The following is a 23326-nucleotide window of genomic DNA, read 5'->3' on the forward strand; positions in this document are numbered from 1 at the left end:
ATGGGGGAAGAGGCATGGCGAACCGGGATGGCATTCTGGCGCTTGAATTGGCGGTGTCCCGATTGGTGCTCGGCCAGGAGCAGGTGATCCGGAAGATCATCGTAGCGCTGCTGGCAGATGGGCACGTGTTGCTGGAAAGCCTGCCCGGCCTGGCCAAGACGCGTTCCGTCAAGGCATTGGCCGCGCACCTGGCGGCCGAGATGCGCCGTATCCAGTTCACGCCGGATTTGCTGCCCTCGGACATCACGGGCGCCGACGTATTGCAGCAGGATGCCGAAGGACGCCACCAGGTCGCATTCCAGCCGGGTCCGCTGTTCGGCAATCTCATCCTGGCGGACGAAGTGAACCGGGCGCCGGCGAAGGTCCAGTCGGCCCTGCTGGAAGCGATGGAAGAGCGCCAGATAACCGTGGGCGGCACGACCCGGCCCATGCCCCCGCTGTTCATGGTGTTGGCCACGCAGAATCCGATCGAGCAGGAGGGCACCTATCCCTTGCCGGAAGCGCAGATGGACCGCTTCCTGATGAAGATCTGCTTCGATTATCCGGAAGCCGGCGACGAGGTGGCGATGCTGGCGCTGTTGCGCCAGGCGCCCGAGAGGCAGGAGGCTGCCATGCGCCTGTCGCAGGATGACCTGTTCGCATGCCGGGCCGAGGTCGCGGCGGTTCACGTCGCGCCGGCGGTCGACCGGTACATCGTCGACCTGGTGAACGCCACCCGCGGCCCGGGCGACGCCGAGCTGGCGCGCTGGATACAGGTGGGCGCCAGTCCGCGCGGCGCCATTGCGCTGGACCGGGCGGCGCGCGCGCATGCCTGGCTGTCGGGCGCCGATTTCAGCTCGCCGGACGACGTGCGCGAAGTCGCCCACGCCGTGCTGCGCCACCGCCTGCACCTGTCTTACGACGCCGTGGGCGACGGGGTGACGCCCGACGCGGTGATCGACCGCCTGCTGGACACGGTCGCGGTGCCGGCATAGGGCTGCCCCATGCAATCGCATCCCGTCCATCCGTCGCTTGCCGAGCTCACTGCGCTGGAAAACGCCGTGGCGGGGCTGTCGTTTCATGCGCGGCAACCGCTGGGCAGCGTGTTGGCGGGACTGCATGCTTCGCGGCTCAGGGGCCGCGGGCTGGACTTCGCCGAGCTGCGGCGCTATGTGGCCGGCGACGATTTGCGGCAGTTGGATCTGCGGGCGTCGCTGCGCTACGGAAAACCCTATGTGCGCGCCTACACGGAAGAGCGCGACCGCCCGACGCTGGTGCTGGCGGACCAGCGCATGCACATGTATTTCGGGTCGGTCCGGGCTTTCAAGTGCGCGGTCGCCGCAAGGCTGGCCGCGGCCGCCGCCTGGATGGCTTACCGCGCCGGGGACCGGGTCGGCGGCCTAGTATTCGACGACGACGGCCAGCGCAGCTTCAAGCCGCTGCGAAGCCGCGACCGGGTGCGGGCCTTTCTTGTGGAGCTTGTCCGGGCCAACCAGGCCCTGTCTGCGCAGTGTCCGGACCGGCCGAGGCCGGACGGCTTGAACGCGGCGCTGCGCGCCGCCCTGGCGCAAGCGCCTCACGATTGCCTGGTATGCGTCGTCAGCGATTTTTCGGGCGCCGACGACGACACGCTGCGCAGCCTGCGCTTACTGGCCGCGCACAACGACGTCATTGCGGTGCTGGTGTTCGATCCCATGGCGCAGAACATCCCCAGCCGGGGACGCCTGGTGGCGACGCAGGGCGAACTGCATCTGGAGATCGCCGTGGGACGGCGGCGCGAACGCCAGCCGCTGGCCGATTTCTTCAGCGGCCGGCTGCGCGAGGTGGCCGAACTGCTGCGCCGCAGCCGCGTGCCGTTGCTGAGCATAGACACGGCGCAGGACGAGCTGGCGCAACTGCGCCGGGAACTGGGCCGGCAGGCATCGGGAGGACGGCCATGAGCGCCGAACTGCCGGGCCTGGACCAGTTGCGGGAACTGCCGTTGCCCGAGCCGGTTTCCTACTGGCCGCAGACCTGGGCATGGGCCGTGCTCGGGCTGCTGTCGATGGCAACGGCGGTTTGGCTGGCCGCACGCGCCTGGCGCCGGTGGCGCGGGAACCGCTACCGCCGCGAAGCGCTGTCCGAATTGCAGCGGATCGAGGCCGATGCCGCGGCCGACCCCCTGGCAGCGCGGGACCTGCCCGCATTGCTCAAACGCACCGCGCTGGCGGCGCAACCCTCCGGCGCGGCCGCGCCGCTGGCGGGCGAGGCCTGGACGGCCTGGCTGGCCCGTTGCGGACCGCCGTTGCCCGAGGATGGCGCCCGGCTGCTGGCGACGCTGGCCTATGCCCCGGACGCGGCGGTGCGCGCGCTGGACCCGGCGGATCTGCATGGTCTGCTCGCCGCCAGCCGTCACTGGATGGAGCGGCACCATGTGGCGGCTTGAATACCCCTGGCTGCTGGCCGCGGCGCCGTTGGCCTGGGCCGCCTATCGGTGGCTGCCTCCCTATGTGCAGGCGCGCAGCGCGTTGCGCATGCCGTTTTTCGGCACCATGGCCAAGCTGACGGGCAAGTCGCCATCGCTTCCCGGCGTGCAGGCCAGCCGCGGGCAATTGTGGCTGAATGGGGCGGTGTGGCTGCTGTTGCTGCTGGCGCTGGCCCGGCCGCAGTGGGTCGAACCGCCGCTGACCCATACCGAACCGGTGCGCGACATCCTGCTGGCGGTGGACATCTCGCAGTCCATGGACAGCACCGATTTCCGCGATGCCCAGGGCCGGCCCGCGACACGCTGGCAAGCGGTCAAGGCAGTGGTGGCGGACTTCATCGCCAAGCGCGGCGACGACCGGCTGGGACTGATCGTGTTCGGCACCGGCGCGTATCCGCAGGCTCCGCTGACCCGGGATCACGCGACGCTGAACCTGCTGCTGGACCAGACCGCGGTAGGCATGGCCGGACCGAATACCGCCATCGGGGACGCCATAGGGCTGGGCATCCGCATGCTGGACGCGGCCAAAGAGCATGACAAGGTGATGATCCTGCTGACGGACGGAAACGATACCGGCAGCGCGGTACCGCCGGCGCGGGCGGCCCGGCTCGCGTCCGAGCACCGCATCGTCGTGCACACGATCGGCATCGGCGATCCCCGGGCCGGCGGCGAAGAGCGCGTGGATTTTGGCGCGCTGCAATCCATTGCAAGCGCCACCGGCGGGCGATTCTTCCGCGCCGGCGACCTGGCCGCGCTGCAAGCGGTCTACAGCACCCTGGACCGCCTGACGCCGCAGGAAGTGAAGACCTTCAGGCACCAGCCCAAGCGCGAGTATTTCTGGGTTCCGCTGGCCGCGGCCCTGGCCTTGCTGGGATTCTGGCACGCCGTGGCGGCGCTGCGGGCGCGGCTCGGAACGGGAGAGGGCAGGGAGGGCGCATCGTGGACCTGAGCGCTTTCCACTTCCTGCGGCCATGGTGCCTGTTGGGCGTTGCGCTGGCCATCGCCTTGTGGGTGGCCGGACGCGCGCAGCGCGGCGCGGCGGGCCGGGACAGCGGCATCGCCCCCGAACTGCTGCCTTATCTGACCCTGCATACGGCGGGCTCGCGCGGCCCCCGGCCGCTGGACCTGGCGGCGCTGCTGCTTGCGCTGGGCTCGGTGGCCGCGGCGGGGCCTGCCTGGCAGCGGGACGAGCCCGATTTCCTGGACAACGTGGCGCCGCTGGTCGTTGCCGTGGACCTGTCGCGCACGATGGAAGCCACCGATGTGCCGCCGTCGCGCCTGGAAGCGGCCAAACGCACGGTGCGCGATCTGGCCGCGCGCCGCGCCGGCGCGAAGACGGGCCTGATCGTCTACGCGGGCGGCAGCCATCTCGTGCTGCCGCCCACCGATGACCAGGATCTGCTGGATCTATTCGTCCAGGCCCTGTCCACGGACCTCATCGACCGCGACGGCCGCGACGTGGCCGGCGCCATCGATCTGGCCGCGCAGGTGCTGGCGGCCGAACGCACCGGCGGCACGCTGCTGCTCATGACCGACGGCGCGCCCGCGCCGGACCCTGTGCGCGAGCGGGCCCAGGCCGCGCGCAATCTGCAGATTCTCATCATGGCGGTGGGTGGCGGCGAGGCGCAGGGAGGCATGGACGTACCGGCCCTGCGCGAACTCGCGCGGGCGGCGGATGCGCCCCTGGGAAGCCTGACCGCCGCCCCCGACGACCTGGATTGGATCACCCTGCACGCGCAACAGCACTTCGAGTCCGTGCAGGACGCCGCGGCCGGGCCGCCGCGTTGGAAGGACGCGGGCTACTGGCTGTGCTGGCCCCTGGCCTTGCTGGCGCTGCTTGCGCTGCGGCGCGGTTGGCGGGTGACGTGGCAGGCGTGCCTGGTGGCGGGCGTGTTCGCCTTCGCAGCCCCGCAGGAGGTCCGCGCCGGCCGCCTGGCGGACGCCTTTCTCACACCCGACCAGCAAGGACGGCTGGCTTTCGAGCGCGGCGACTTCAGCGCGGCGGCCGGCCATTTTCACGATCCGTACTGGAAGGGCCGGGCCGCTTACGCGGCCGGCGACTACGCCGCCGCGTTGGCGGCCTTTTCCAGGCTGGCCAGCCCCGAGGCGTATTTCTACATCGGCAATACGCAAGTCCGGCAGCATCGCTACGACGCGGCGCTCGCGGCCTACGACCGGGCCCTGGCCCTCAAGCCAGGATGGCAGCCGGCGGTCGTGAACCGCGGAATCGTGACGCGCCTGCTGGCGGCGATGAGCCAGGAACAGCAGGTCGATCAGTCCGAACCGCCGGACCGGACCGTCGCCGACAAGACCGCCCAGGCCGGCCAGCTTGCGCAGGTGCAAGTGCAGCAGGCGGCGTCGGAGGACATCTGGCTGCGCAATCTGAGCCTGTCGCCCGCCCGCTTTCTGCGCGGCAAGTTCGCGGTGCAGGATGCAGGGGAGCGGCCATGATGCGCCTGGTCCGCCGCTGGAGCCTGTTGCTGGCCATGGCGCTGGCCGTTCCGCTGCAGGCGCAGGAGGCGCCCGTACTGCGCGTGACCGCCAAGGCGGCGGCGCAGGGGCAGACCGGCGCCACGGTCCAGTTGCAACTGGAAGTGATGACGTCCACCTGGTTCACGCAACCGCCCCGGCTGCCCAAGCTGGACCTGCCCGGCGTACTGGTGACTCCGCCTTCGGGCGAAGCCGAGCTGGTGCGCGCCAACCAGGACGGCCAGGCCTTGAGCGGCCTGCGCTACACCTATCTGCTGAGCGCGCAGTCGGCCGGCACGATCCAGATCCCGGCCTTGAGCGTGACCGCGCAGTTGGGTCCGGGCGGCGCGCCGGTCACGGCCGAAAGCGCGCCCTTGTCCATCGTGTTCGGCGGCGATGCCCAGCCGGGGAAGGTCGTGGGCGCACTGACCGTGACGCAGGCGTTCGCGCTGGCGCCCGACCCGATGGTGCAGGGCGGCCGCGTCACGCGCAGCGTCACCCAGCGGGCCGATGGGGTGCAGGCGATGCTCCTGCCGCCGGCCCCGCTTGCGGACGTGCCGCATTTCAAGCGCTATCCGCGCGAACCCGAGGTCGTCACGCTGACGGATGGGCGCGGCGGCTTCGTGGGCGGGCAGCGGATAGACCGGGCCGACTACGTCGCGCAGGAAGCCGGCAGTTTCGCGCTGCCGCCCCTCACCCTGAACTGGGCCGACGAGCACAGCGGCGCGCCGCAGAGCAAGACACTGCCCGGTCGCCAGATCGAAGTCGCCGCCGCGCCGCAGGCGGCGCCGCCGTTCTCGCTGGCCGACGACCTCGCCCGGCTGCGCCATGGCCTGCGCTGGGCCTTGCCGGCATGGGCCATGCCGGCGCTCATCGGCTTGGCCGCGGCGGGACTGGCGCTGTGGCTGGGATGGACGTGGTGGAGACGGCTGGCACGCGCCCTGATTGCCGCGGCCGGGGCTGGCCGGACACGCTGGCGGACCAGCGAAACCCGCTATTGGCTCGCCTGGCGCCGCGAAGCGCGCGGTACGCAGCCGGTGCTGAGCGATTGCTATCGATGGATACGGCGCAGCAGCGGGGCGGTGGCCTTGCGCGCGGCGCTGGCGCCCATGGCAGAAGGGGACCGCCAGCTTGCGGAAAACACACTGCGGCAAGTCTACGGCGCGGGCGGAGGACATGCGGATTGGCGGGCTCGGCTGGCGGCCCGCAGCCGCGCGTGGCGCAAAGCCTGGCGTAGGCGCCGGCCGGCCCGCGCCGCCTTGCCGGCCGGGCTGAATCCTGTGGACCAAGGGCGCAATGCGCGCATGGGGAGAAGCTGATGCGGCGTTTCAATGAACTCGAACCGATGCGGCGCTGGCTCGCATGGATGTGGCTGTGCGCATTGTGCCTGCTGGCGGGCTGCGCGGCGCCGCAATCCCAGACGCGCGCCGATCTGCCGTCCTGGGCGGACGGGCCATCGCGCAGCGCCATCGTCGATTTCGTGGATTCGGTGACGCGGCCGGGAAGCCCGGATTTCGTGGCGCCGGATGCCCGCATCGCGGTTTTTGACAACGACGGCACGCTCTGGAGCGAGCAGCCCATGTATTTCGAGCTGCTGTTCGCGCTGGACGAGGTCCGCGCCCAGGCGCCGTCCCATCCCGAATGGAACCGCCAGCAACCGTTCAAGGCCGTGTTGGAAGGAGATCAGGCCGCGCTCGCCAAGTCGGGCGAACGCGGCATGATGGAAATCGTCGCCGCCACCCACACCGGCATGACCGTGGACCAGTTCACGCAGCGCGTCGGCAACTGGCTGCGCGCCGCGCGCCACCCGCGCACCGGCGAGCCCTACACCAGCATGACTTATGCGCCCATGCGGGAGCTGCTGGACTACCTGCGCGCCCGCGGCTTCAAGACCTACATCGTCTCCGGCGGCGAAGTCGAATTCATGCGCCCGTGGACGCAGGCGGCTTACGGCATTCCGCCGGAACAGGTCATCGGCACCGGTTTCACCACCGAGTTCCAGGCCGAGGGCGGCGCATTCCAGCTCATGCGCCAGCCCAAGCTGGAATTCAACGACGACGGTCCGGGCAAGCCGGTGGCGATTCAACGCTATATCGGACGCCGCCCGATCCTGGCGTTCGGGAATTCCGACGGCGACCTGCAAATGCTGCAGTGGACCGCGGCCGGACCCGGCAGGCGCTTCGCCGGCCTGGTGCATCACACCGACGCCAGGCGCGAGTGGGCCTACGACCGGAATTCGAGCTTCGGCCGCCTGGACAAGGCCTTGGACGAGGCGCGCGGCAAGGGATGGACGATCGTCGATATGGAGAAGGAGTGGAAGCGGATCTACGTGTTTGAAAAGCCTTGATTGTTTCTGTCGACCAGGGGCCCTACGCGGGCAAGGAGAGCAGGATGAAAGCAAGACGATGGATAGGAGCGGCGCTGATGGCCGCCAGCGGCTTGGCGCTGATGGGCGGAGCACATGCCCAGAGCGCGCCGGCCAAGGGCCAGGATGCTGGCAAGAAGCCGAACATACTCATCATTTTCGGCGATGATATCGGCCAGGCGAACATCAGTGCTTACACCCGGGGCGTGGTCGGCTACACCACGCCGAATATCGACCGTATCGCCAAGGAAGGGATGATCTTCACGGACTACTACGCCGAGAATAGCTGCACGGCGGGGCGGTCCACCTTCATCACCGGCCAGGTGCCGCGCCGCACCGGCCTCTCCAAGGTCGGCATGCCTGGCGCGCCCGTCGGCCTGCAGGACCGCGATATCACGATCGCGCAGGCGCTGAAGTCCCATGGCTACGTCACGGCGCAGTTCGGCAAGAACCACCTTGGGGACCGCGACGAATACCTGCCGACCAAGCACGGCTTCGACGAGTTCTTCGGCAACCTTTACCACCTGAATGCCGAAGAAGAGCCGGAACGCCCGTACTGGCCCAAGGACTCCAAGGACCCCATCTTCAAAAGCTACCAACCGCGCGGCGTCATCAAAGCCAGCGCCGACGGCAAGATCGAGGACACCGGCGCCTTGACCTCCAAGCGCATGGAAACGATCGACGACGAAACGGTGGGAGCGGCGCTCGACTATCTGGACAAGCACGGCAAGGGCGACAAGCCGTTCTTCCTGTGGATGAACACGACCCGCATGCACGTGTACACCCATATTCGTCCGGAGCACCGGGGCAAGAGCGGCATGCCGGGCAATGAATATGCCGACGGCATGTGGGAGCATGACCAGGACGTGGGCAAGCTGTTGAAGAAGCTGGACGACCTGGGCATAGCCGACAACACCATCGTCGTCTACACGACCGACAACGGCCCCAACCAGTTCAGTTGGCCGGATGCCGCGACGACGCCGTTCCGCAACGAGAAGAATTCAAACTGGGAAGGCGCATATCGCGTGCCGGCGATGGTCCGCTGGCCGGGCCACGTTCCCGCCGGCGAGGTCAAGACCGGCATCGTTTCCGGCCTGGACTGGTTCCCCACGCTGCTCGCCGCGGTGGGCGATACGGACGTCAAGGAGCGTTTGCTGAAGGGATGGACGCCGAACGGCGCAGGCAAGAGCTATAAGGTCCATCTCGACGGCTACAACCAGCTCGACTACCTGACGGGCAAGAGTCCGGACAGCGCGCGGAACGACTTCTATTACTTCAACGACGACGGCCTGCTGGTGGCGATGCGGTACCAGAACTGGAAGGCCGTGTTCTGCGAACAACAGGCGCCCGGCGGTTTCGCTGTCTGGAAAGATCCGTTCGTGTGCTTGCGCGTGCCGAAGCTGTACAACCTGCGGATGGATCCTTACGAGCGTGCGGACGTAGTCTCCAACCAGTATTACGACTGGCTCGTCAAGAACGACTATCTGGTTCTCATGGCGTCGATGAAGGCGGCGGATTTCCTGCAGACGTTCATCGAGTATCCGCCCAGCCAGCGCCCGGCCTCGTTCAGCGTGGACCAGGTCCAGGCCGAGGTGGACCGCGCGATCGAAAAGCAGTTCGAAGAAGCGTCGAAAAAGCAGGGCAAATAGGGAAGGGAGCGGCGGGTGTTACACCCGCCGCCGCGCTTCGCCAACGTTGGAGAGCGGCAACTTATGAGTTCATCGCTGCGGAACATGCCGGCTCAAGCCTCGGCCGGCACGCGGGCGCGGCCCGCCGTCGGCCTGTGGGCCCCGGCGGGCCTGTTGGTTTTTTCCGGCGCGGCCGCATTGATCTTCCAGATTCTATGGATCAAGCAGCTATCGCTGATCGTCGGCGTGGAGGTCCACGCCATCGCCGTCGCCGTCAGCGCGTTCTTCTTCGGCCTCGCCTTGGGCAGCGCCTGGCTGGGACGCCTGGCCGACCGCAGCGCGCGGCCTTTGCGCCTGTACGCGGGCATCGAACTCGGCGTGGCCTTGCTTGCCCTGGGGGTGACCTGGGCGCTGGCGCATGGCGGGCCGCTGTTCGCGCGCGCCGAACAGGCATGGTCCTGGCTTGCCTGGCTGGCGATGCTGGCGGTGGTGGCGATCCCGCCGATATTGATGGGCGGAACCTTGCCGGTATTGTTGCGGGCCTGCGGCGCCGGCCAGGTCGGCCGGGCCGGCGGAGTCCTGTACGCCGCCAATACGGCCGGCGCCATCGCCGGCGCCTTGCTGCCCGCCTTCGTGCTGATCCCGGCTTATGGCGTATTCGGCACGGCTTGCGTGGCGGCGGGCTTGAATCTCGCCGCCGCGGCCGGCGCCTGGGCGCTACAGCGGCAGGCGCCGGCCGCGGCTCGCGAGGCGTCCGCCGACGTCCAAGCCCTGTCGAGCGAGGCCTGGCTGGCCATCGGGCTGTATAGCGCGGCGGGCGCGATCGCGATGGGCTATGAGGTATTGTGGTCGCAGATGGTGGTTCCTTTCATGAGCACGCGGACTTTCGCCTTCTCCGTTGTGCTGGCCGTCTACCTCGCCGGGCTGGCGCTGGGCGCGGCGCTTTATGCGCGCTGGGAACGGCGTTTCCGCGACCCCTGGCGCATCTTCGCGCTGCTGATCGCCGGGGCCGGCGTGGCGGCGCTGCTGGAAGTGGCGCTGCTGGGCCCGTGGCTGATCGACGCCCAGTCGCTGGCCGAGGCCGCGGTCCGGCGCTGGAGCGACAGCGGCCTGGCCGGCATGAGCGCGCGCTTCGCGGTCGTCGCGGCCGTGGTGGTGCTGGTGCCGACCTTGCTGCTCGGCGCGGCGTTCCCGGCCGTGCTGCGCATCGCGGTGCCTCCGGCCAGGCGAGGGCAGGGCGCGGGGCTGGTCCTGGCGGGAAACACACTGGGCGGAATCGCCGGAACCCTGGTCGTGGCCTTCGTGCTGTTGCCGCGCCTCGGTACGGTCCGAAGCCTCGTCCTCCTGGCCGCGGCCGCGTGCGCCATCGGCATCGCGGCGGCCTGGCGCTCCCCAGCGCCGATGGCGCGGGCGGTGTCGGTCGCGCTCCTGGGTTCCGTGCTGATCCTGGGCTGGGCGCTGCCGTCCGATCACCTGGCGCGGCTGCTGCCGGGCGCCAAGGACGGCAAACTGGTGTTCTACGAGGAAAGCCAGGGCGGCACCGTCGCCGTGGTCGAACGCGGCGCAGGGGAGCGGCGCTTCCGGCGGCTCTACATCCAAGGGGTTTCCAACTCTGGCGACGCCATGCCGTCCCTGCGCTATATGCGGCTGCAGGCGCTGCTGCCGCTGATCGTCCACGCCGGCGAACCGCGTTCGGCCCTGGTGATCGGTTACGGAACCGGCATTACGGCGGGCGCCTTGTCGCGATATCCCGGCCTGGACCGCCGTGTGGTGGCGGAACTGCTGCCTGGCGTTCTGCGCGCAGGGGCTTTGTTCCAGGGAAGCTTCGGCGCGGCCGACGATCCGGGCCTGGACCGCCGTTTGCGTGACGGACGGCGCGAATTGCTGGCCAGCCAGGAACGCTATGACCTGATCACCCTGGAACCGCCGCCGCCTTCGGCCGCGGGCGTGGTCAATCTCTATTCCCGCGATTTTTACCAACTGGCGGCCGCGCGCCTGAATCCTCAGGGCGTCGTCGCGCAGTGGCTGCCGCTACCCACGCAGAACCTGGACGACACGCGCGCCTTGGTGGCCAGCTTCATCGCGGTGTTTCCCCACGCCACGCTGTGGACCACCGAATTGCACGAGATGCTGTTGATCGGATCCTTGCAGCCCATGCCCCTGGACGCGGGGCGAATAACCGGGCGCATGGCCCAGCCGCGGTTGCGGCAAGCGCTGGCGGACGTGGGCGTCGGTTCTCCGGCGGCGCTGCTGGCGACGTGGGTGACGGACAGGGAAGGGCTGGCGCGCTTCGCGGGAGACGCGCCGCCCGTGACGGACGACCGGCCCGCCATCGAGTACGCCGCCTGGGTCAGGCCGCGCGAGATCGTGCGCACGCTGCCGGCCCTGTTGGCGCTGCGCGGCGAACCTCCGCTGGGCGCGGACGGCCCGGCCTTGAGCGCGGAAGTCGAAAACGAACGCGGCGCCCTGGACCTCTTCTATCGCAGCGCGCTGGCGGCCTACCGGGGGAACAGGGAAGAGTGGGCCGGGAACGCGGGCGCGTTGGCGCAACTGGCGCAGGCGAATCCCTATCTGCGCTGGTTCATGGCGGGCACCGACTCGAGATGATGCGGACGGCCATGGTCACGCTGCCAAGCGGCCTGTTGGCGCATGGCGCTGCGCACGGCGAGCCGCTCTCGTTCACCGACGACCGATGCCGGACTCGACAGAAGACTCCACACGGCCGGCGTTTCCCATGGACAATGACGATGCCTGGGGTGCCCAAATGAATTACTCCCTTCTTCTTGCGGGATTGGCTGTCGTGTTCTTCGCGCTATTGCTGATTGCCATGCGGATCGGAAAATGGCTGGGGCGCGGCGCCGACGAGAAAGGCGCTCCGGGAACCGCCGTCGTCATGACGGCGGCCCTCTACATCATCATCGACTTCGAGTTCCCGCGGATCGGGACCATACGCATCGACCAGAGCGATGCCTTGCTGGTGTCGCAGCGGCAATCCATGGTCGATCCCGTTGGCCGCGCCAACTAAGGGGTTTCCATGGAAACGCGAATCGTGCGACCGGCGAAGGGGACAGCCGCGCGCCTGGGCGCATGCATGCTGGCCGCGGCCTGCGGCGCGCCGGCGGTGGCGTGGGGCCAGCAGGGCCTGCGGCTGAACAAGGACGACCTGCAGAAACGCGCCAACGGCGTGCTGGCGGTGATGTCGTTTTCCATTGTTCCCGATATCACGACGAGTTCGCTCAACATAGGCAGCGGCGGCGGCTCGACCTCGGGTTCGAACGAGTTCTTCATGACGCAGTTGGGCGGCGGCGACACGATTTCCGACTCCGTCCCGATCTACCTGGAGGGAGTCCTGGCGGCCAGCCGCTACGATCCGACCTTCATCGCCACGCAGGGCGCGGAAGCGCGCCGCATCCCGACCAAATGGAACAGCGTTTCCGCCACAGGAGGCATAGGCTGGGATTTCAAGCTGACCGACGAACTCAAGCTGCGTCCCATCTTCAACTTCGCGCTGGGCAATGTAACGAGCGATCTGCGCGCGGCAAGCTGGTACGTGGGGCAACGCACCGGAAAGGACATCGACTTCCTGGACCGGGGCTCTCTCAATGCATACGGGCTGGGCGGTTCGATCATGCTGGACTATGAGCACTACCGTCCGGGCTACGAAGTGGACGTGGAACTTCGCTATTCCGACATCCGCCTGCAGAGTTTCGACAGCTCGGCCGCGGTCAGCGGCAATGCCGTCGCCCAGTCCGCCAATCTGTGGGCCCGCTATCGCGCACCCACAGGCATCGTCATGCTGCAGCGGCCGCTGCGCTACGTACTGGAACTGACGCACTCCGAATTCCTGGGCGACCAGAAGGGAATCCTCGGCTTCGACCGCCTGACTTCGGTGGGCGCGGGGCTGGAACTGGATTCAAGCGCCTACGACGTGTTCATCACCCGCACCCGACTGGTGGGGCGCTATGTGTTCGGCAACAATGTATCGGGCTTTTCGGTGGGGCTGGCGGTGAGCTTCTGACATCAGGGCCGCGCTCCCGAGCGAGCCAATGTGTCCCTCGGCAATTCGCCGAATGTTCTCCGATAGTATTCGGCGAATCGCGACATATGACGAAAGCCCCATTTCATCGCAATATCGGATATGGTCGCGTCGATACTGCAAGTCAAAAAATCCCGTAGGGCGCCATTCAATCTTGCGTTCATGAACCAGCGTCCCGGCGTCATGCCCACGCTGCGACGGAAGATGATCTCCAGGGAACGCAGGGTATAGCCGCTGCGCCTTGCCACTTCGCTCAGCGCAATATCCGCCGCCTCGCCGGAGAGAACCAAGCGTTCGCATGCGGCAATAAGGCGACGGTGGCGCTCTTCCACGGGCAGATTGTCGGTCCGGAGAAGGGGAGAGGCCGAAAACAGCGCATCGACATAACCCGCGAGCAAGGAGTCGCACACGCTCTCAGCCAGCGCGGGCGTCATGCCGCCGTCGCCCGAAAGGCGCCGGGCGATTCCCATGGCGTCGTTCGTCAAGGTTCCCAGCGCCTGCCGGCCGCCGGAATGCAGGCGCACGGAATAGGCCGCGCGCTTTCTTATTTGCAGGGGCCGTCCCGTCCGCGTGAGGGCCACATTCTGAAGGCGCTCTTCCGGCACGGTGAAATTCACCCAGCGGGAGAGTCCGGTGGCGTGATACAGAAGCTCCACGCCTGGAGGATAGACCTGTATTTCCTCCGCTCCGATGACGGCGGTGTTGTACCGCGTCACCTCGCTTCCTTCGGCCATGAACGCAATACACAGTCCATCCCTGGGCATGCTCCCTTGGGCGATTACGGGAAATTCGTAACGACCCATTTCCAGCCGGACCTCGCCGAGAACAAGCCGCTGGTGTTCCATCCTGGCCAAGTCCGATGAGACCAGGCGGTGCTCGAAAGTACTGCCGTACACCACGTCAAACGCCTGCAGAGGCTCGAGACCCGCATAGACGTGTTGCATATAGGCCGGTTGAATCGGCATGGCAAACACTCCCGAGAGATTTCGCTTTTTGGATAGTGCCCGAATCGGCTTGAGTCTAGTCATTTCCTCAAGAAACGTGTATTCCCCTGGGTGATCATCGGAACGGCGGCTGTCGCCTGGACGGCCGCGTTCCTGGTTTCACCGAATCCGGACGAGGTGCGGTGGGCGGGGCCCGGAGCCGAAGGCATGGCGTTCGGCTCGCGACGCAATGGCCATTGAAGAGCACGCTTTCCAAACTTCTCTTTACGCTTTTATAGGGAGGGAAAGGGATGCCCGATCAAACGCCTTCCGCAGCCCCGGCCTGGGGCAACCCGAGCCACCCATGGACTCCCACGTAAATGCCGACCGCAATGATCAGCAGACTCGATAGGTAGGGGGCCCGTTGGGCGATCGCGCTGAACCACGGAGCGCGCTGGGTAACCTGCCGCACGCTGAGCGCCGCGACTGCCCCGACCGTGACCAACGTGATCGCCAGCCCGATCGAGAAGCACAACACCAGCACGGCTCCCAAAGTGAACTCCTTCAACTGCAAGCACAGGAGCAACACGGTGATGGCCGCAGGGCAGGGGATAAGGCCGCCCGTAAGACCGAACAGGGCGATCTGCCAGTTGGTCACATTCCGGTTCGCGAATCGCCGGCGGATCTCATTGGCGTGCGCCAACTGGTGAGCGTCCTGATAACCTTCACCGGCGACATCCAGTCCATGCAACGCTTCGTGAATGTGGTCGTGCTGGCGGCTATCCGGCTCCAGAAAGGCGACGTCATAGCCGTGGGCGTGGCCGCCGTGGGCCAATGTCAGGCGCACCATGAACTCGTGAGGTTCAGGTATCTCTTCCAAGGACTCGAGGTAGCCATCCTTCTGCACGAACCGGAACGTCTGCTGACGGCCATCGGTTCGTTCGGTGGTCACCGCGACATCCTCCGCCTGCCAGTTACTGCCTCGAAGGCGGGTCAGACGCCAACGGGGAGGTACGCCGTCCTCGAACACTTCAAGGGCGACGCGGCCATGCCCGGTGTCGATTTCGTGCCGCTCCAGGCCGTGGGTGTGCCCGCCGTGCTCATGATCGTCGTGAGAGTGGTCATGCGCCCCGGCATGCTGCTCCTGCCAGGTTCTCCAGAACATCCAGGCCGCGATCAGCACGATGATCACCCCGGAAGCCAACTGGAAGTAGGGCTCCAGCTCCTCTGCCGCCACGCCTCGCCACAGGTACATGCCGCCCAGGCCGATGCCCCACACGATCAGCGTGTGCGAGATGGTCGCGGTGACCCCCAACAACACGGCCTGCAATACCGTCCCTCTGATCGCGACGATGAAGGCCGCCATCATCGTCTTAGAGTGGCCTGGCTCGAGGCCGTGCAGGGCGCCCAGCAGGATGGCGCTAGGAACGAATAGCCAGGCGTGCGAAGCGCCCTGAGCAATCAGCTCGGAAAACGACAGCATGGGGAATAGCCCTTACAGGTACTTGGTGATCTCTTTGAATTCGTCGATGGTGCGCTGCTTATCCGCGTCCAGATCGCCTACGGCGTCTTGCAGGCAATGATCGATGTGGTCCTGGATCAGGACCTTCTTGGCCTGTGAAATCGCCTTCTCGACGGCGTGCAACTGCTGCGCAAGCTCAAGGCAGGAACGGTGGTCTTCCATCATTTGCAGAATGCTGCGCAGGTGGCCTTCCGCCCGCCTGAGACGCTTGGCGACGGCATCGTGATGGTGGTGGGGATCGGGTTTCGTCATGCTCGCATCATATCCCCCTGGGGGGGATATGTGCGGCAGATACCCTGCGAGCGACCTGGAATCTATTGAGTTGCTGAAGGAGGGCGAGAGGCCTGCGCCAGACCGGAAGTTCAGGCCATCGAGATTGGCGAGAGAGATGTTTCAGTAGTGTCGGACCGCACATCAGCATAGACGCGATTGACGCTGCGGTAGTAATGCGGATCAGGCCCAGCACATTGCGCGACGTGCCGCAGGCCTGTGATAAATGGCGATGGAACTCATGCAATACCTCTCCTAGCAAGACTTGGGGGGCTGGGCGCGCAGCAGCATCAGCGCGCCACCGGCGGCCAGACCGATGGCGCCGGACAGCCACAAAGCGTTGGCTCCCCAGGCGTCCAGCGCCAGCCCGAAAAGCAACGGGGCAAGCGCCTGGGCGATCCGCGCGGGCATCATCAGCCACCCCTGGCGCGCGCCATACCCTTGGGCGCCAAACAGCACCAGTGGCAAGGTGCCCTTCGCGATGGTGAGGATGCCGTTGCCAGCCCCATGGAGGATCGCAAATGCGGGGGCCATGACCGGCCCCGCCATCAACAGCAGGGTCACGCCAGCGGGGTGCGCGAATGCGGCCAAGCGTGCCGACAGCAGCGGGTGAACGCGCCGCAGGAACCCGAACTCGAGTACGCGGCCGGCCACTTGCGCTGGACCGATGAGGGCGCCTACCGCGACTGCGGCGGCGAGCGTGGCGCCGGTAGCCTCCAGCATCCGCGGCAAATGCGTGGCCATGGCCGTGCTGATGAACCAGGTCGCGGCGAAGACGAAGGCGAGGAGCGCGGTTGCGTACCCGTGGCGCCCGGCCGTCGGAGCAGGGGAAGGGGAGGAGGCGGCCTTCGTTGGATCCGCGACGGCGGACCTTTCATGTTTTGCCTGGCGGGGCAATTTCGGAAGCCAGGCATTGAGCGGCAAGCCGATCAGCAGATGCAAGCCCGCCCAGCCGAAGCACGCGTTGCGCCATCCGAACTGTGTTTCCATCCAGGCAGACAGTGGCCAGCCGACGGTGCTCGCAAAGCCGGCAATCAGGGTAATGCCCGTGATCGCGCCACGGGCGTGACGTCCATACAGGCGAACCAAGCTGGAAAAGGCCGCTTCATACAGGCCAGCCCCCATCGCCACGCCGATGATGAGCCAGGCGGCGACCATCGTCCACAGCCCCTCGGATAATCCAAGCATGGCCAATCCGAGCGCGAATATCAGGCTGGTGCCGACCAGGACGACACGGCCGCCGCGACGATCGATCGCTTGCCCGGCCCACGGACCGGCCAGGGCCGATACCACCATTGCGCCGGAAAAGGCCGCGTAGACCGTTGGCGTTGGAATGCCCAGGTCACTGGCCATCGGCGCCGCCAACATGGCCGGCAGGTAGTAGGACGAGGCCCAGGCCAGCGTTTGGGCGGTGCCCAGGCTACCGACGACCCGGACGGGTGCTCCTGCTGTCACCGGTTACCCCCGGTTGGCGCCCGCGTCGTACCAATCCTTGGACTGGTTCACGACGCGCACCACCAGCAACATCACCGGGACCTCGATCAGCACGCCCACCACCGTCGCCAAAGCGGCCCCGGACTGGAAACCGAACAGGCTGATCGCGGCCGCGACGGAAAGCTCGAAGAAGTTCGACGCGCCGATCAACGCTGACGGGCAAGCGATATTGTGCTTTTCGCCCACCCGGCGATTGAGCCAGTACGCCAGCCCGGAGTTAAAAAGCACCTGGATCAGGATCGGCACCGCCAGCATGGCGATCACCAGCGGCTGGCCAATGATGGCTTCGCCCTGGAACGCAAACAGCAGCACCAGCGTCAAGAGCAGCGCGGCCATGGAAAACGGTCCGATCCGGGCCAGGGCCGTTTCGAATGCTTCCTGCCCGCGGCGCAGCAGCGCGCGGCGCCAGAGCTGGGCGAGGACGACCGGGATCACGATGTAGAGCCCGACGGACACCAGCAACGTGTCCCACGGCACGGTGATGGCCGACAGGCCCAGCAGCAACCCGACAATGGGCGCGAAGGCAAACACCATGATGGTGTCGTTCAGCGCAACCTGGGACAGCGTGAACACCGGGTCACCGCCGGTCAACCGGCTCCAGACGAAAACCATGGCGGTACAAGGAGCGGCGGCCAGCAGGATCAGGCCCGCGATGTAACTATCCAACTGGTCGGTGGGCAGCCAGGGCGAAAAGACCTGCCGGATGAATAGCCACCCCAGGAAGGCCATGGAGAACGGCTTGACCGCCCAATTGATGAATAGCGTCACGCCTATGCCGCGCCAATGCTGCTTGACCTGACCGAGCGCGCCGAAATCGACCTTGAGCAGCATCGGAATGATCATTACCCAGATCAAAAGACCGACGGGCAGATTGACTTGCGCGACTTCGAGATACCCGATGGTTTGAAATAGGGCGGGCATGAGCTGCCCCAGGGCGACGCCGAGGACGATGCAGAGAAACACCCAGAGCGTCAGGTAACGCTCGAAGACGCTCATCCCACCGCTCGCCTGCGGCACCGGCGACGCCGCCTGTGTACTGGATGACATCGACTTACTCCCGGGTTTTTCCAATACCGCGCAACTCGGTCTGGAGCGACATGGCATCCAGGCGGTCAATGGGCAAAGACAGGAAAAGCTCGAGGCGGCGCTTGAGTACACGCGCGGCGTCCTGAAACGCCTTGCGACGCTCTTCCTCGGTTCCTTCATAGGCTGCGGGGTCGGGAATGCCCCAGTGTGCCGTCATTGGCTGCCCAGGCCAGACAGGGCAAACTTCGCCGGCGGCGTTATCGCAGACGGTAATGATGAAGTCCATTTTTGGAGCCGCCGGTGCGGCGAACTCGTCCCAGCTCTTGCTCCGATAGCCATCGATGGGCAATGAAAAAGCGCTCAGCGTGGCGAGCGCCAGCGGGTGAACCTCGCCGTTGGGGGTACTGCCAGCGGAGAATGCCTGGAAGCGCTCGCCACCCAGTCCTCTGAGCAGACCTTCAGCCAGAATGGAGCGTGCCGAATTGCCCGTACAGAGAAACAGCACGTTAAAAGGGGAGTGCGACATGGGAAGTCCTAGCAGCAGCGAGTGGAGGATTTGGTATTCGGGACACAGCAGTTGTCCTGCACCGTGGAGGACGCAGAAGGCGAACAGCAGGCGCCGGCCGAGCCGGTGGCAAGCGCGTCGTGCGACTCTCCATAGACAGGGATCGTCCCCAACGTATGGAAGTGCTCCCACGCCACGCCTTGCGGATCAGTGATCCAGTATTTCTCGCTGCGGGAGTAGCAGCATGACGTTTCTCCCTGGTCCTCCAGAGACAGGCTGGCTGATTCCGCTCGAGACTTCAGGGCAATCAACGCGTCGGCGTTCTCGGCTTGAATTCCAAAATGGTCGACTCCCGCGGCAGCGCCCCGGGTGGAAATGGCGAAATTCACAGGGGGATCATCCAGCATCCATTTCGCATAGTCGGACTCGACGCGGGCTGGATCCTGTGCAAACAGCCGCGAATAGAAGCCGATGTTCCTGGCCAAATCATCGACGTGTAAATGAACGTGAAAGCGTTTCATGGACAGCTCCTGATCAGCAGGTAGTGCAGGCTCCGGAGTCGGAGGCCTCGCAGGTGGAACCTTGGCAGCAGTGTTCGGTGAGGTAGCCGAGCAGCCCATTCATCTGCGGGAAGTCGGCGCGATAGATCAGATTTCGGCCTTGTTGCTCAATGGTGACCAGGCCAGCGTGCGACAACTCCTTCAGGTGGAAGGACAAGGTATTGCGTGCGACGCCGAGCTGATCGGCCAAGACGCTGGGCGTGAGACCGCCAGGGCCAGCGACCACGAGTGCGCGAAACACGCGAAGTCGTTGGGTGTGTGCCAGGGCACCGAGGGCGAAAACTGCTTGATCTTCATTCATGATTCAATCATACAATGATCATTGAACTATTGAATTGCAAGAATAACGGCTGATCGTCGCGTTGTGGGGGAGCGTTGGAGTCGCAGCGTGGCTTTGGTGCATGCCGCGCCCCTAAATCACGCCTATTTGTCACTTTACATAATACACATTATGCGTATTACGCTCAAAGGAAGCCGAATGGCGGTTCCCTCGGGCGATCTTTCCTGACCGAAGGATGCAGGAAGCTCCGAAGACTCACCCTCGAGGCTCCAGAATTGCACTTGGCGGTCATACCCGCCTCGCCACGCTGAACACCGACGCGGGCGGCAGGTTCAACGGCACGAATCCGACCCGCCGGGCCGACAGCCCGCAAGCCTCCAGCACGCCCGCTGAGATCGGACAACGGACGCCGTACGTGAACAGTTGCATGGAGCCGCCCGCCGACATGGCGTCGAACACGGCGGTCAGCAGCCGATGGTGATGCGCCCCGCTCATGTTCCGTAACGGCAAGCCGCAAATGGCCACGCCGATTCCGTCCATTTCCGGATGGCTGTGCCGGGACAGCTCCTGCGCCGAAACCTGGAGCACGGCAGCCTGGGGGAACTGCATCCGCAGGCTGGAACTCATCGCCTCGTCCTGCTCCACCAGGACGAGACGGGCCGGGTCGACGCCCTTGCGCAGCATTTCGCGCGTGAAGACGCCCGTGCCGCAGCCCAGTTCGAGGACTTTTCCGGCATCGGGCGGAATCGACGCAGTGATGGCCGCGGCCAGCGCCGGGCCGGACGGCGCCACGGCGCCGATGGCCGTGGGATTGGACAGGAGCGCCTTGACGAACTGCCGGCGCTCCTGCAGCCAGCTCATCGGCCGGCCGGATGGTGATTGATGCTGCGTTTCAGTGTTGCATGACGGCGAATAACGCATCGGTGTCTGTACCTCCAGTCGACTGGTTCCTCGCGGAATCCAGCCAGAAACTAGACCTTAGCTGGAGGGGGCTGTTCATCTCGGCAACCGTGCGTAAGCACTTTTTTCGCCAGGCCCCCTCCCTTTCGGCTCGCCCCACCCTGCTTCCTTGCCCTGCTTCTTCGCCTGATCCTCGAACCGACGGCCCCGAAAGGGGCCGTCCAAGGGGCTCGCGCGCCTTGCGGCCGACGCCGCAAGGCAAGCCCGCGCATCACTTCCCGGCAGGCTTCAGCGTCAGCGTGTCGGCCTTCTCGCTATCCACCTTGGCGCGGCTGAACGCCATGGGGAAGTATTCCCCGGTGGCCCAGCCCTTGAGCAGGTCCTGGTAGTGCGGGCTGCGGGGATCGGCGGACTGTCCCGGCACGTTCTGGACGCGCGAGTTGTCCCAGTCGGCCACGTCGATCACCTGGCGGTACGACGCGCCGCTGATCTGGCGGAAGTCGCTCTTGCGGAACGTGCCGCGATGCACCGTGTCGTTGTCGCCGCCGACGGGATAGCGCGGCGTGCCGTAGGCCTTGGCTGTCTCGGCGGGCAGCAGGCCGGCCAGGCTGTGCTCGAACTGGATGTGGTGCAGCTTGCCCCATTGCCACTGCGCCGGATCCGTGCCCAGCTTGGCGCGCAGCTTCTGCATGCCGTCGCCCAGCGCCTCCAGCAGCAGCGCGTCCCTGCCCTGCTCCGGCATCGGGCCGAAGGCAGCATCCGGCGCGGCCAGCTTTTCCAGCGTCTTGCGCGTGGACAGCTCGCCGAAGACGCCGCGGCCGGCGGGGGGGACGTACAGGTCGGACACGCGCTTGACGACCTCGGGCAGCCAGAACTCGTAGACCGTGGCGGCCCGGCTTTCCGTGACCGTCCGGTAGTCCCAGTCCTTCAGCAGGCCCAGCGCCTGGCCCAGCCCCGGGTCGGCCGAGTTCAGGGCCTTGGCGTAGCCCGCCAGGGTGCGCGCCGGAATCGACAGATTGTCGAACTGCAGCGCCTGCGAATTCTGCACCGTCAGGCCCTTGCCGTCCGCGATGACCTCCCGGATGCGCTGGACGCGATAAGGCTCGGCCCAGGTGCGCGCCGACATTTCCTTGTAGGGGAAGTCGGCCGGCAGGTTGTATTCGTTGGCGGTGGCGACGTAGCCTTCGGGCGGGTTGTAGGCCCGCGGCAGCGCGCTGCCGGCCAGGAAACCGCGCCATTCGAAATCGCCGTTGCCGGGCACGGGCAGCATGCCGGACCAGTCCGCGCGCGGACGTATCGGCGCGATGCTGCCGCCGAACCAGCCGATGTTGCCGTCCACGTCGGCGTAGACCATGTTCTCGCTCGGCGTGTAGTGCTTTTCCATGCCCGCGACGAACTCGTTCCAGTCTTGCGCCTGGTTCAGCCGCAGGCTGGCCAGATAGGCGGCCGTGCCGGGGAATTCCAGGTAGGCCGCACGCAGGGCATAGGCCTTGTGCCGCACCGGATCTTCATGGATGACCGGACCGTGGCGGGTGAACTTCAGTTGGCGCACCGCCGCCGCCTGGCCGCGCACCGGGATGGACTCGTCGACCTGGCGCATCTTTTCCCAGCCGCCCCGGTAGCGGTATTCGTTGGGATTGGCGGGATTGGTGTCGTAGACGTACAGGTCCTCCTCGTCGCCGAACGCGAAGATCGTCAGGCCGAAGGCGATGCGGTCGTTGTGCCCCATGGACACGCCGGGCAGCGCCGGCTCTCCGGCGCCGATCACGTTCCAGCCCGGCGCGTTCAGGTGCACCATGTAGCGCAGCGACGGCATGGTGATGGAACGGTGGGGGTCGCCCGCCAGGATGGGCTTGCCGGTGGCCGTATGCTGGCCGCTCATGGTCCAGTTGTTGCTTTCGTAGCGGGCCGCCATGGGATCGAACGCCGGGTCCAGGGACGCCAGCATGCCCGCCGACAGGCTGCGGGCGAGCGTCGCGCGCTGGTCCTCGGCCAGGGGGCTGCGCGGGAAATCGGCCGCGACGAACTTCTGGCCGTTGCGCGCCAGGTTGTAGCTGGCGAGCACGGTATTGTCGAACAGCTTCACGTCCAGGCCCGCCGGCACTTGCAGGGCCAGGGGCGGTTCGAAGGTGCTGAGCCCCTGGACGGCGTTCAAGCCCAGCGCGGCGACCCGCTGCGCCATCCTGACTTCCTCGGTGAGGTTGCGCGTCAGGCCGTAGATGCGGACGAGCGAGGTCTCCGGGCTCCAGTAGCCGGGTTCGGTGCCCGTCAGCTTGAACTCCGGGGGCATCTGGTCGGGATGCGCCTTGACCCAATCGACGTAGGCGTTGATGCCGGCGGCGAACGCGGTCAGGATCGCCTTGCCCTGCGGGTGGTAGCTGGCGAACTCGGCCTGCAGGTCGCCCCGGTAGAGGAACAGGCGCGCGGCGCGGTCCTGTTCGACGAAACGGGGGCCGAACTGCTCGGCCATCTTGCCTTCGCCCTGGCGGCGCCACAAGTCCAACTGCCACAGCCGGTCGCGCGCGGCGCTGAAACCCTGCGCGAAGAACAGGTCGTCCTGGTTCTGCGCATAGATATGCGACACCCCGTGGCGGTCGCGCACGATCTCCACGGGCTGGGACAGCCCCGCCATGTCGATCGTGTCTTTCTTGCTTCCCGGCGCGGCGCAACCCACCAGCAACGCCATCAATCCGCTCGCCAGCAATGCGGCGGCCCTGCGATTGAACGTACGCATGACTCCTCCTCCGATTTATTTGTCTTCTATCGCTGCCGGCCTTGAGGCGCCATGCTGCCGGACGCCGCCGTAAGCAATGTGTACAACTAAATCAGTTGCCCTGCGAATGTTGTTTTATTTGATGAAAGTTGGGAGTGTCTGTAACCCGCCGCCCGAGAGCCGCGAGCGCGG

At 66.5% G+C, this 23326-nt stretch carries 20 protein-coding genes and 1 pseudogene; 11 read left to right on the forward strand and 10 right to left on the reverse strand.

Annotated features, from left to right (window positions below; translation table 11 throughout):
* The first annotated feature begins 14 nt into the window (after positions 1 to 14).
* From AVE30378_RS00245 to AVE30378_RS00295, 11 genes and pseudogenes are all read left to right on the forward strand, one after another.
* Positions 15 to 974, forward strand: coding sequence for an AAA family ATPase (locus AVE30378_RS00245; RefSeq protein ID WP_129238768.1), 960 nt, complete (start codon positions 15 to 17; stop codon positions 972 to 974).
* Positions 975 to 983: 9 nt separating this feature from the next.
* Positions 984 to 1919, forward strand: a complete 936-nt coding sequence (locus AVE30378_RS00250) for a DUF58 domain-containing protein (RefSeq protein ID WP_129238769.1) — start codon at positions 984 to 986, stop codon at positions 1917 to 1919.
* Positions 1916 to 2404 carry a DUF4381 domain-containing protein gene (locus tag AVE30378_RS00255; RefSeq protein WP_129238770.1) on the forward strand — a complete coding sequence of 163 codons (489 nt, stop codon included), beginning with the start codon at positions 1916 to 1918 and terminating at the stop codon, positions 2402 to 2404. The genes AVE30378_RS00250 and AVE30378_RS00255 overlap by 4 nt, the downstream gene beginning before the upstream one ends.
* Positions 2391 to 3392, forward strand: coding sequence for a vWA domain-containing protein (locus tag AVE30378_RS00260; RefSeq protein ID WP_129238771.1), 1002 nt, complete (start codon positions 2391 to 2393; stop codon positions 3390 to 3392). Before AVE30378_RS00255 ends, AVE30378_RS00260 begins: the two co-directional genes overlap by 14 nt.
* Positions 3383 to 4894, forward strand: coding sequence for a VWA domain-containing protein (locus AVE30378_RS00265; protein ID WP_129238772.1), 1512 nt, complete (start codon positions 3383 to 3385; stop codon positions 4892 to 4894). Before AVE30378_RS00260 ends, AVE30378_RS00265 begins: the two co-directional genes overlap by 10 nt.
* Positions 4891 to 6231: a BatD family protein gene (locus tag AVE30378_RS00270; RefSeq protein WP_244234934.1), complete on the forward strand. Its 1341-nt coding sequence runs from the start codon at positions 4891 to 4893 to the stop codon at positions 6229 to 6231. The genes AVE30378_RS00265 and AVE30378_RS00270 overlap by 4 nt, the downstream gene beginning before the upstream one ends.
* A complete protein-coding gene (locus AVE30378_RS00275; protein ID WP_129238773.1) occupies positions 6231 to 7259 on the forward strand; it encodes an HAD family hydrolase in 1029 nt (342 codons plus the stop codon). Before AVE30378_RS00270 ends, AVE30378_RS00275 begins: the two co-directional genes overlap by 1 nt.
* A 44-nt stretch (positions 7260 to 7303) precedes the next feature.
* Positions 7304 to 8926, forward strand: a complete 1623-nt coding sequence (locus AVE30378_RS00280) for an arylsulfatase (protein WP_129238774.1) — start codon at positions 7304 to 7306, stop codon at positions 8924 to 8926.
* A gap of 63 nt (positions 8927 to 8989) precedes the next feature.
* The gene (locus tag AVE30378_RS00285) at positions 8990 to 11512 is read left to right on the forward strand and encodes a fused MFS/spermidine synthase (RefSeq protein ID WP_129238775.1); all 2523 of its coding nucleotides are present in this window, start codon (positions 8990 to 8992) and stop codon (positions 11510 to 11512) included.
* 277 nt (positions 11513 to 11789) lie between these two features.
* Positions 11790 to 11930, forward strand: a pseudogene (locus AVE30378_RS33200) (bestrophin-like domain); the annotation flags it as partial.
* A 66-nt stretch (positions 11931 to 11996) separates the two neighbouring features.
* A complete protein-coding gene (locus AVE30378_RS00295) occupies positions 11997 to 12923 on the forward strand; it encodes a hypothetical protein (protein ID WP_165360040.1) in 927 nt (308 codons plus the stop codon).
* A gap of 2 nt (positions 12924 to 12925) precedes the next feature.
* Here AVE30378_RS00295 and AVE30378_RS00300 read toward each other — a convergent pair whose 3' ends face one another.
* From AVE30378_RS00300 to AVE30378_RS00345, 10 genes are all read right to left on the reverse strand, one after another.
* Positions 12926 to 13906: an AraC family transcriptional regulator gene (locus AVE30378_RS00300; RefSeq protein WP_129238777.1), complete on the reverse strand. Its 981-nt coding sequence runs from the start codon at positions 13904 to 13906 to the stop codon at positions 12926 to 12928.
* Between the two features lie 277 nt (positions 13907 to 14183).
* On the reverse strand, positions 14184 to 15347 hold the full coding sequence (locus tag AVE30378_RS00305) for a nickel/cobalt efflux transporter (protein ID WP_129238778.1): 1164 nt from the start codon (positions 15345 to 15347) through the stop codon (positions 14184 to 14186).
* Positions 15348 to 15359: 12 nt separating this feature from the next.
* The gene (locus AVE30378_RS00310; protein ID WP_129238779.1) at positions 15360 to 15638 is read right to left on the reverse strand and encodes a metal-sensing transcriptional repressor; all 279 of its coding nucleotides are present in this window, start codon (positions 15636 to 15638) and stop codon (positions 15360 to 15362) included.
* A gap of 273 nt (positions 15639 to 15911) precedes the next feature.
* Positions 15912 to 17024, reverse strand: coding sequence for an MFS transporter (locus tag AVE30378_RS00315; RefSeq protein WP_244234942.1), 1113 nt, complete (start codon positions 17022 to 17024; stop codon positions 15912 to 15914).
* Positions 17025 to 17114: 90 nt separating this feature from the next.
* Positions 17115 to 18197 carry an ACR3 family arsenite efflux transporter gene (gene arsB, locus AVE30378_RS00320; RefSeq protein WP_129238781.1) on the reverse strand — a complete coding sequence of 361 codons (1083 nt, stop codon included), beginning with the start codon at positions 18195 to 18197 and terminating at the stop codon, positions 17115 to 17117.
* Positions 18198 to 18201: 4 nt separating this feature from the next.
* A complete protein-coding gene (locus tag AVE30378_RS00325; protein WP_129238782.1) occupies positions 18202 to 18702 on the reverse strand; it encodes an arsenate reductase ArsC in 501 nt (166 codons plus the stop codon).
* 8 nt (positions 18703 to 18710) lie between these two features.
* Positions 18711 to 19202, reverse strand: a complete 492-nt coding sequence (locus AVE30378_RS00330) for an ArsI/CadI family heavy metal resistance metalloenzyme (protein ID WP_129238783.1) — start codon at positions 19200 to 19202, stop codon at positions 18711 to 18713.
* A gap of 13 nt (positions 19203 to 19215) precedes the next feature.
* Positions 19216 to 19542: an ArsR/SmtB family transcription factor gene (locus AVE30378_RS00335; protein ID WP_129238784.1), complete on the reverse strand. Its 327-nt coding sequence runs from the start codon at positions 19540 to 19542 to the stop codon at positions 19216 to 19218.
* A gap of 267 nt (positions 19543 to 19809) precedes the next feature.
* On the reverse strand, positions 19810 to 20382 hold the full coding sequence (locus AVE30378_RS00340; protein WP_244234935.1) for a class I SAM-dependent methyltransferase: 573 nt from the start codon (positions 20380 to 20382) through the stop codon (positions 19810 to 19812).
* 310 nt (positions 20383 to 20692) lie between these two features.
* Positions 20693 to 23107 (reverse strand): penicillin acylase family protein, encoded by a 2415-nt coding sequence (locus tag AVE30378_RS00345; RefSeq protein WP_244234943.1) that lies wholly within the window; start codon positions 23105 to 23107, stop codon positions 20693 to 20695.
* Positions 23108 to 23326: the final 219 nt, after the last annotated feature.

Source organism: Achromobacter veterisilvae (genome assembly GCF_900496975.1).
In the GTDB taxonomy this organism is placed as follows: domain Bacteria; phylum Pseudomonadota; class Gammaproteobacteria; order Burkholderiales; family Burkholderiaceae_B; genus Achromobacter; species Achromobacter veterisilvae.

Bases quoted from the DNA above. Each gene is read 5' to 3' on its own strand.
- AVE30378_RS00245 (WP_129238768.1), top strand. From the start codon at position 15: ATGGCGAACCGGGATGGCATTCTGGCGCTTGAATTGGCGGTGTCCCGA.
- AVE30378_RS00250 (WP_129238769.1), top strand. From the start codon at position 984: ATGCAATCGCATCCCGTCCATCCGTCGCTTGCCGAGCTCACTGCGCTG.
- AVE30378_RS00255 (WP_129238770.1), top strand. From the start codon at position 1,916: ATGAGCGCCGAACTGCCGGGCCTGGACCAGTTGCGGGAACTGCCGTTG.
- AVE30378_RS00260 (WP_129238771.1), top strand. From the start codon at position 2,391: ATGTGGCGGCTTGAATACCCCTGGCTGCTGGCCGCGGCGCCGTTGGCC.
- AVE30378_RS00270 (WP_244234934.1), top strand. From the start codon at position 4,891: ATGATGCGCCTGGTCCGCCGCTGGAGCCTGTTGCTGGCCATGGCGCTG.
- AVE30378_RS00275 (WP_129238773.1), top strand. From the start codon at position 6,231: ATGCGGCGTTTCAATGAACTCGAACCGATGCGGCGCTGGCTCGCATGG.
- AVE30378_RS00280 (WP_129238774.1), top strand. From the start codon at position 7,304: ATGAAAGCAAGACGATGGATAGGAGCGGCGCTGATGGCCGCCAGCGGC.
- AVE30378_RS00285 (WP_129238775.1), top strand. From the start codon at position 8,990: ATGAGTTCATCGCTGCGGAACATGCCGGCTCAAGCCTCGGCCGGCACG.
- AVE30378_RS00295 (WP_165360040.1), top strand. From the start codon at position 11,997: ATGCTGGCCGCGGCCTGCGGCGCGCCGGCGGTGGCGTGGGGCCAGCAG.
- AVE30378_RS00300 (WP_129238777.1), bottom strand. From the start codon at position 13,906: ATGCCGATTCAACCGGCCTATATGCAACACGTCTATGCGGGTCTCGAG.
- AVE30378_RS00305 (WP_129238778.1), bottom strand. From the start codon at position 15,347: ATGCTGTCGTTTTCCGAGCTGATTGCTCAGGGCGCTTCGCACGCCTGG.
- AVE30378_RS00310 (WP_129238779.1), bottom strand. From the start codon at position 15,638: ATGACGAAACCCGATCCCCACCACCATCACGATGCCGTCGCCAAGCGT.
- AVE30378_RS00315 (WP_244234942.1), bottom strand. From the start codon at position 17,024: ATGTTGGCGGCGCCGATGGCCAGTGACCTGGGCATTCCAACGCCAACG.
- arsB (WP_129238781.1), bottom strand. From the start codon at position 18,197: ATGTCATCCAGTACACAGGCGGCGTCGCCGGTGCCGCAGGCGAGCGGT.
- AVE30378_RS00325 (WP_129238782.1), bottom strand. From the start codon at position 18,702: ATGTCGCACTCCCCTTTTAACGTGCTGTTTCTCTGTACGGGCAATTCG.
- AVE30378_RS00330 (WP_129238783.1), bottom strand. From the start codon at position 19,202: ATGAAACGCTTTCACGTTCATTTACACGTCGATGATTTGGCCAGGAAC.
- AVE30378_RS00335 (WP_129238784.1), bottom strand. From the start codon at position 19,542: ATGAATGAAGATCAAGCAGTTTTCGCCCTCGGTGCCCTGGCACACACC.
- AVE30378_RS00340 (WP_244234935.1), bottom strand. From the start codon at position 20,382: ATGAGCTGGCTGCAGGAGCGCCGGCAGTTCGTCAAGGCGCTCCTGTCC.
- AVE30378_RS00345 (WP_244234943.1), bottom strand. From the start codon at position 23,107: ATGGCGTTGCTGGTGGGTTGCGCCGCGCCGGGAAGCAAGAAAGACACG.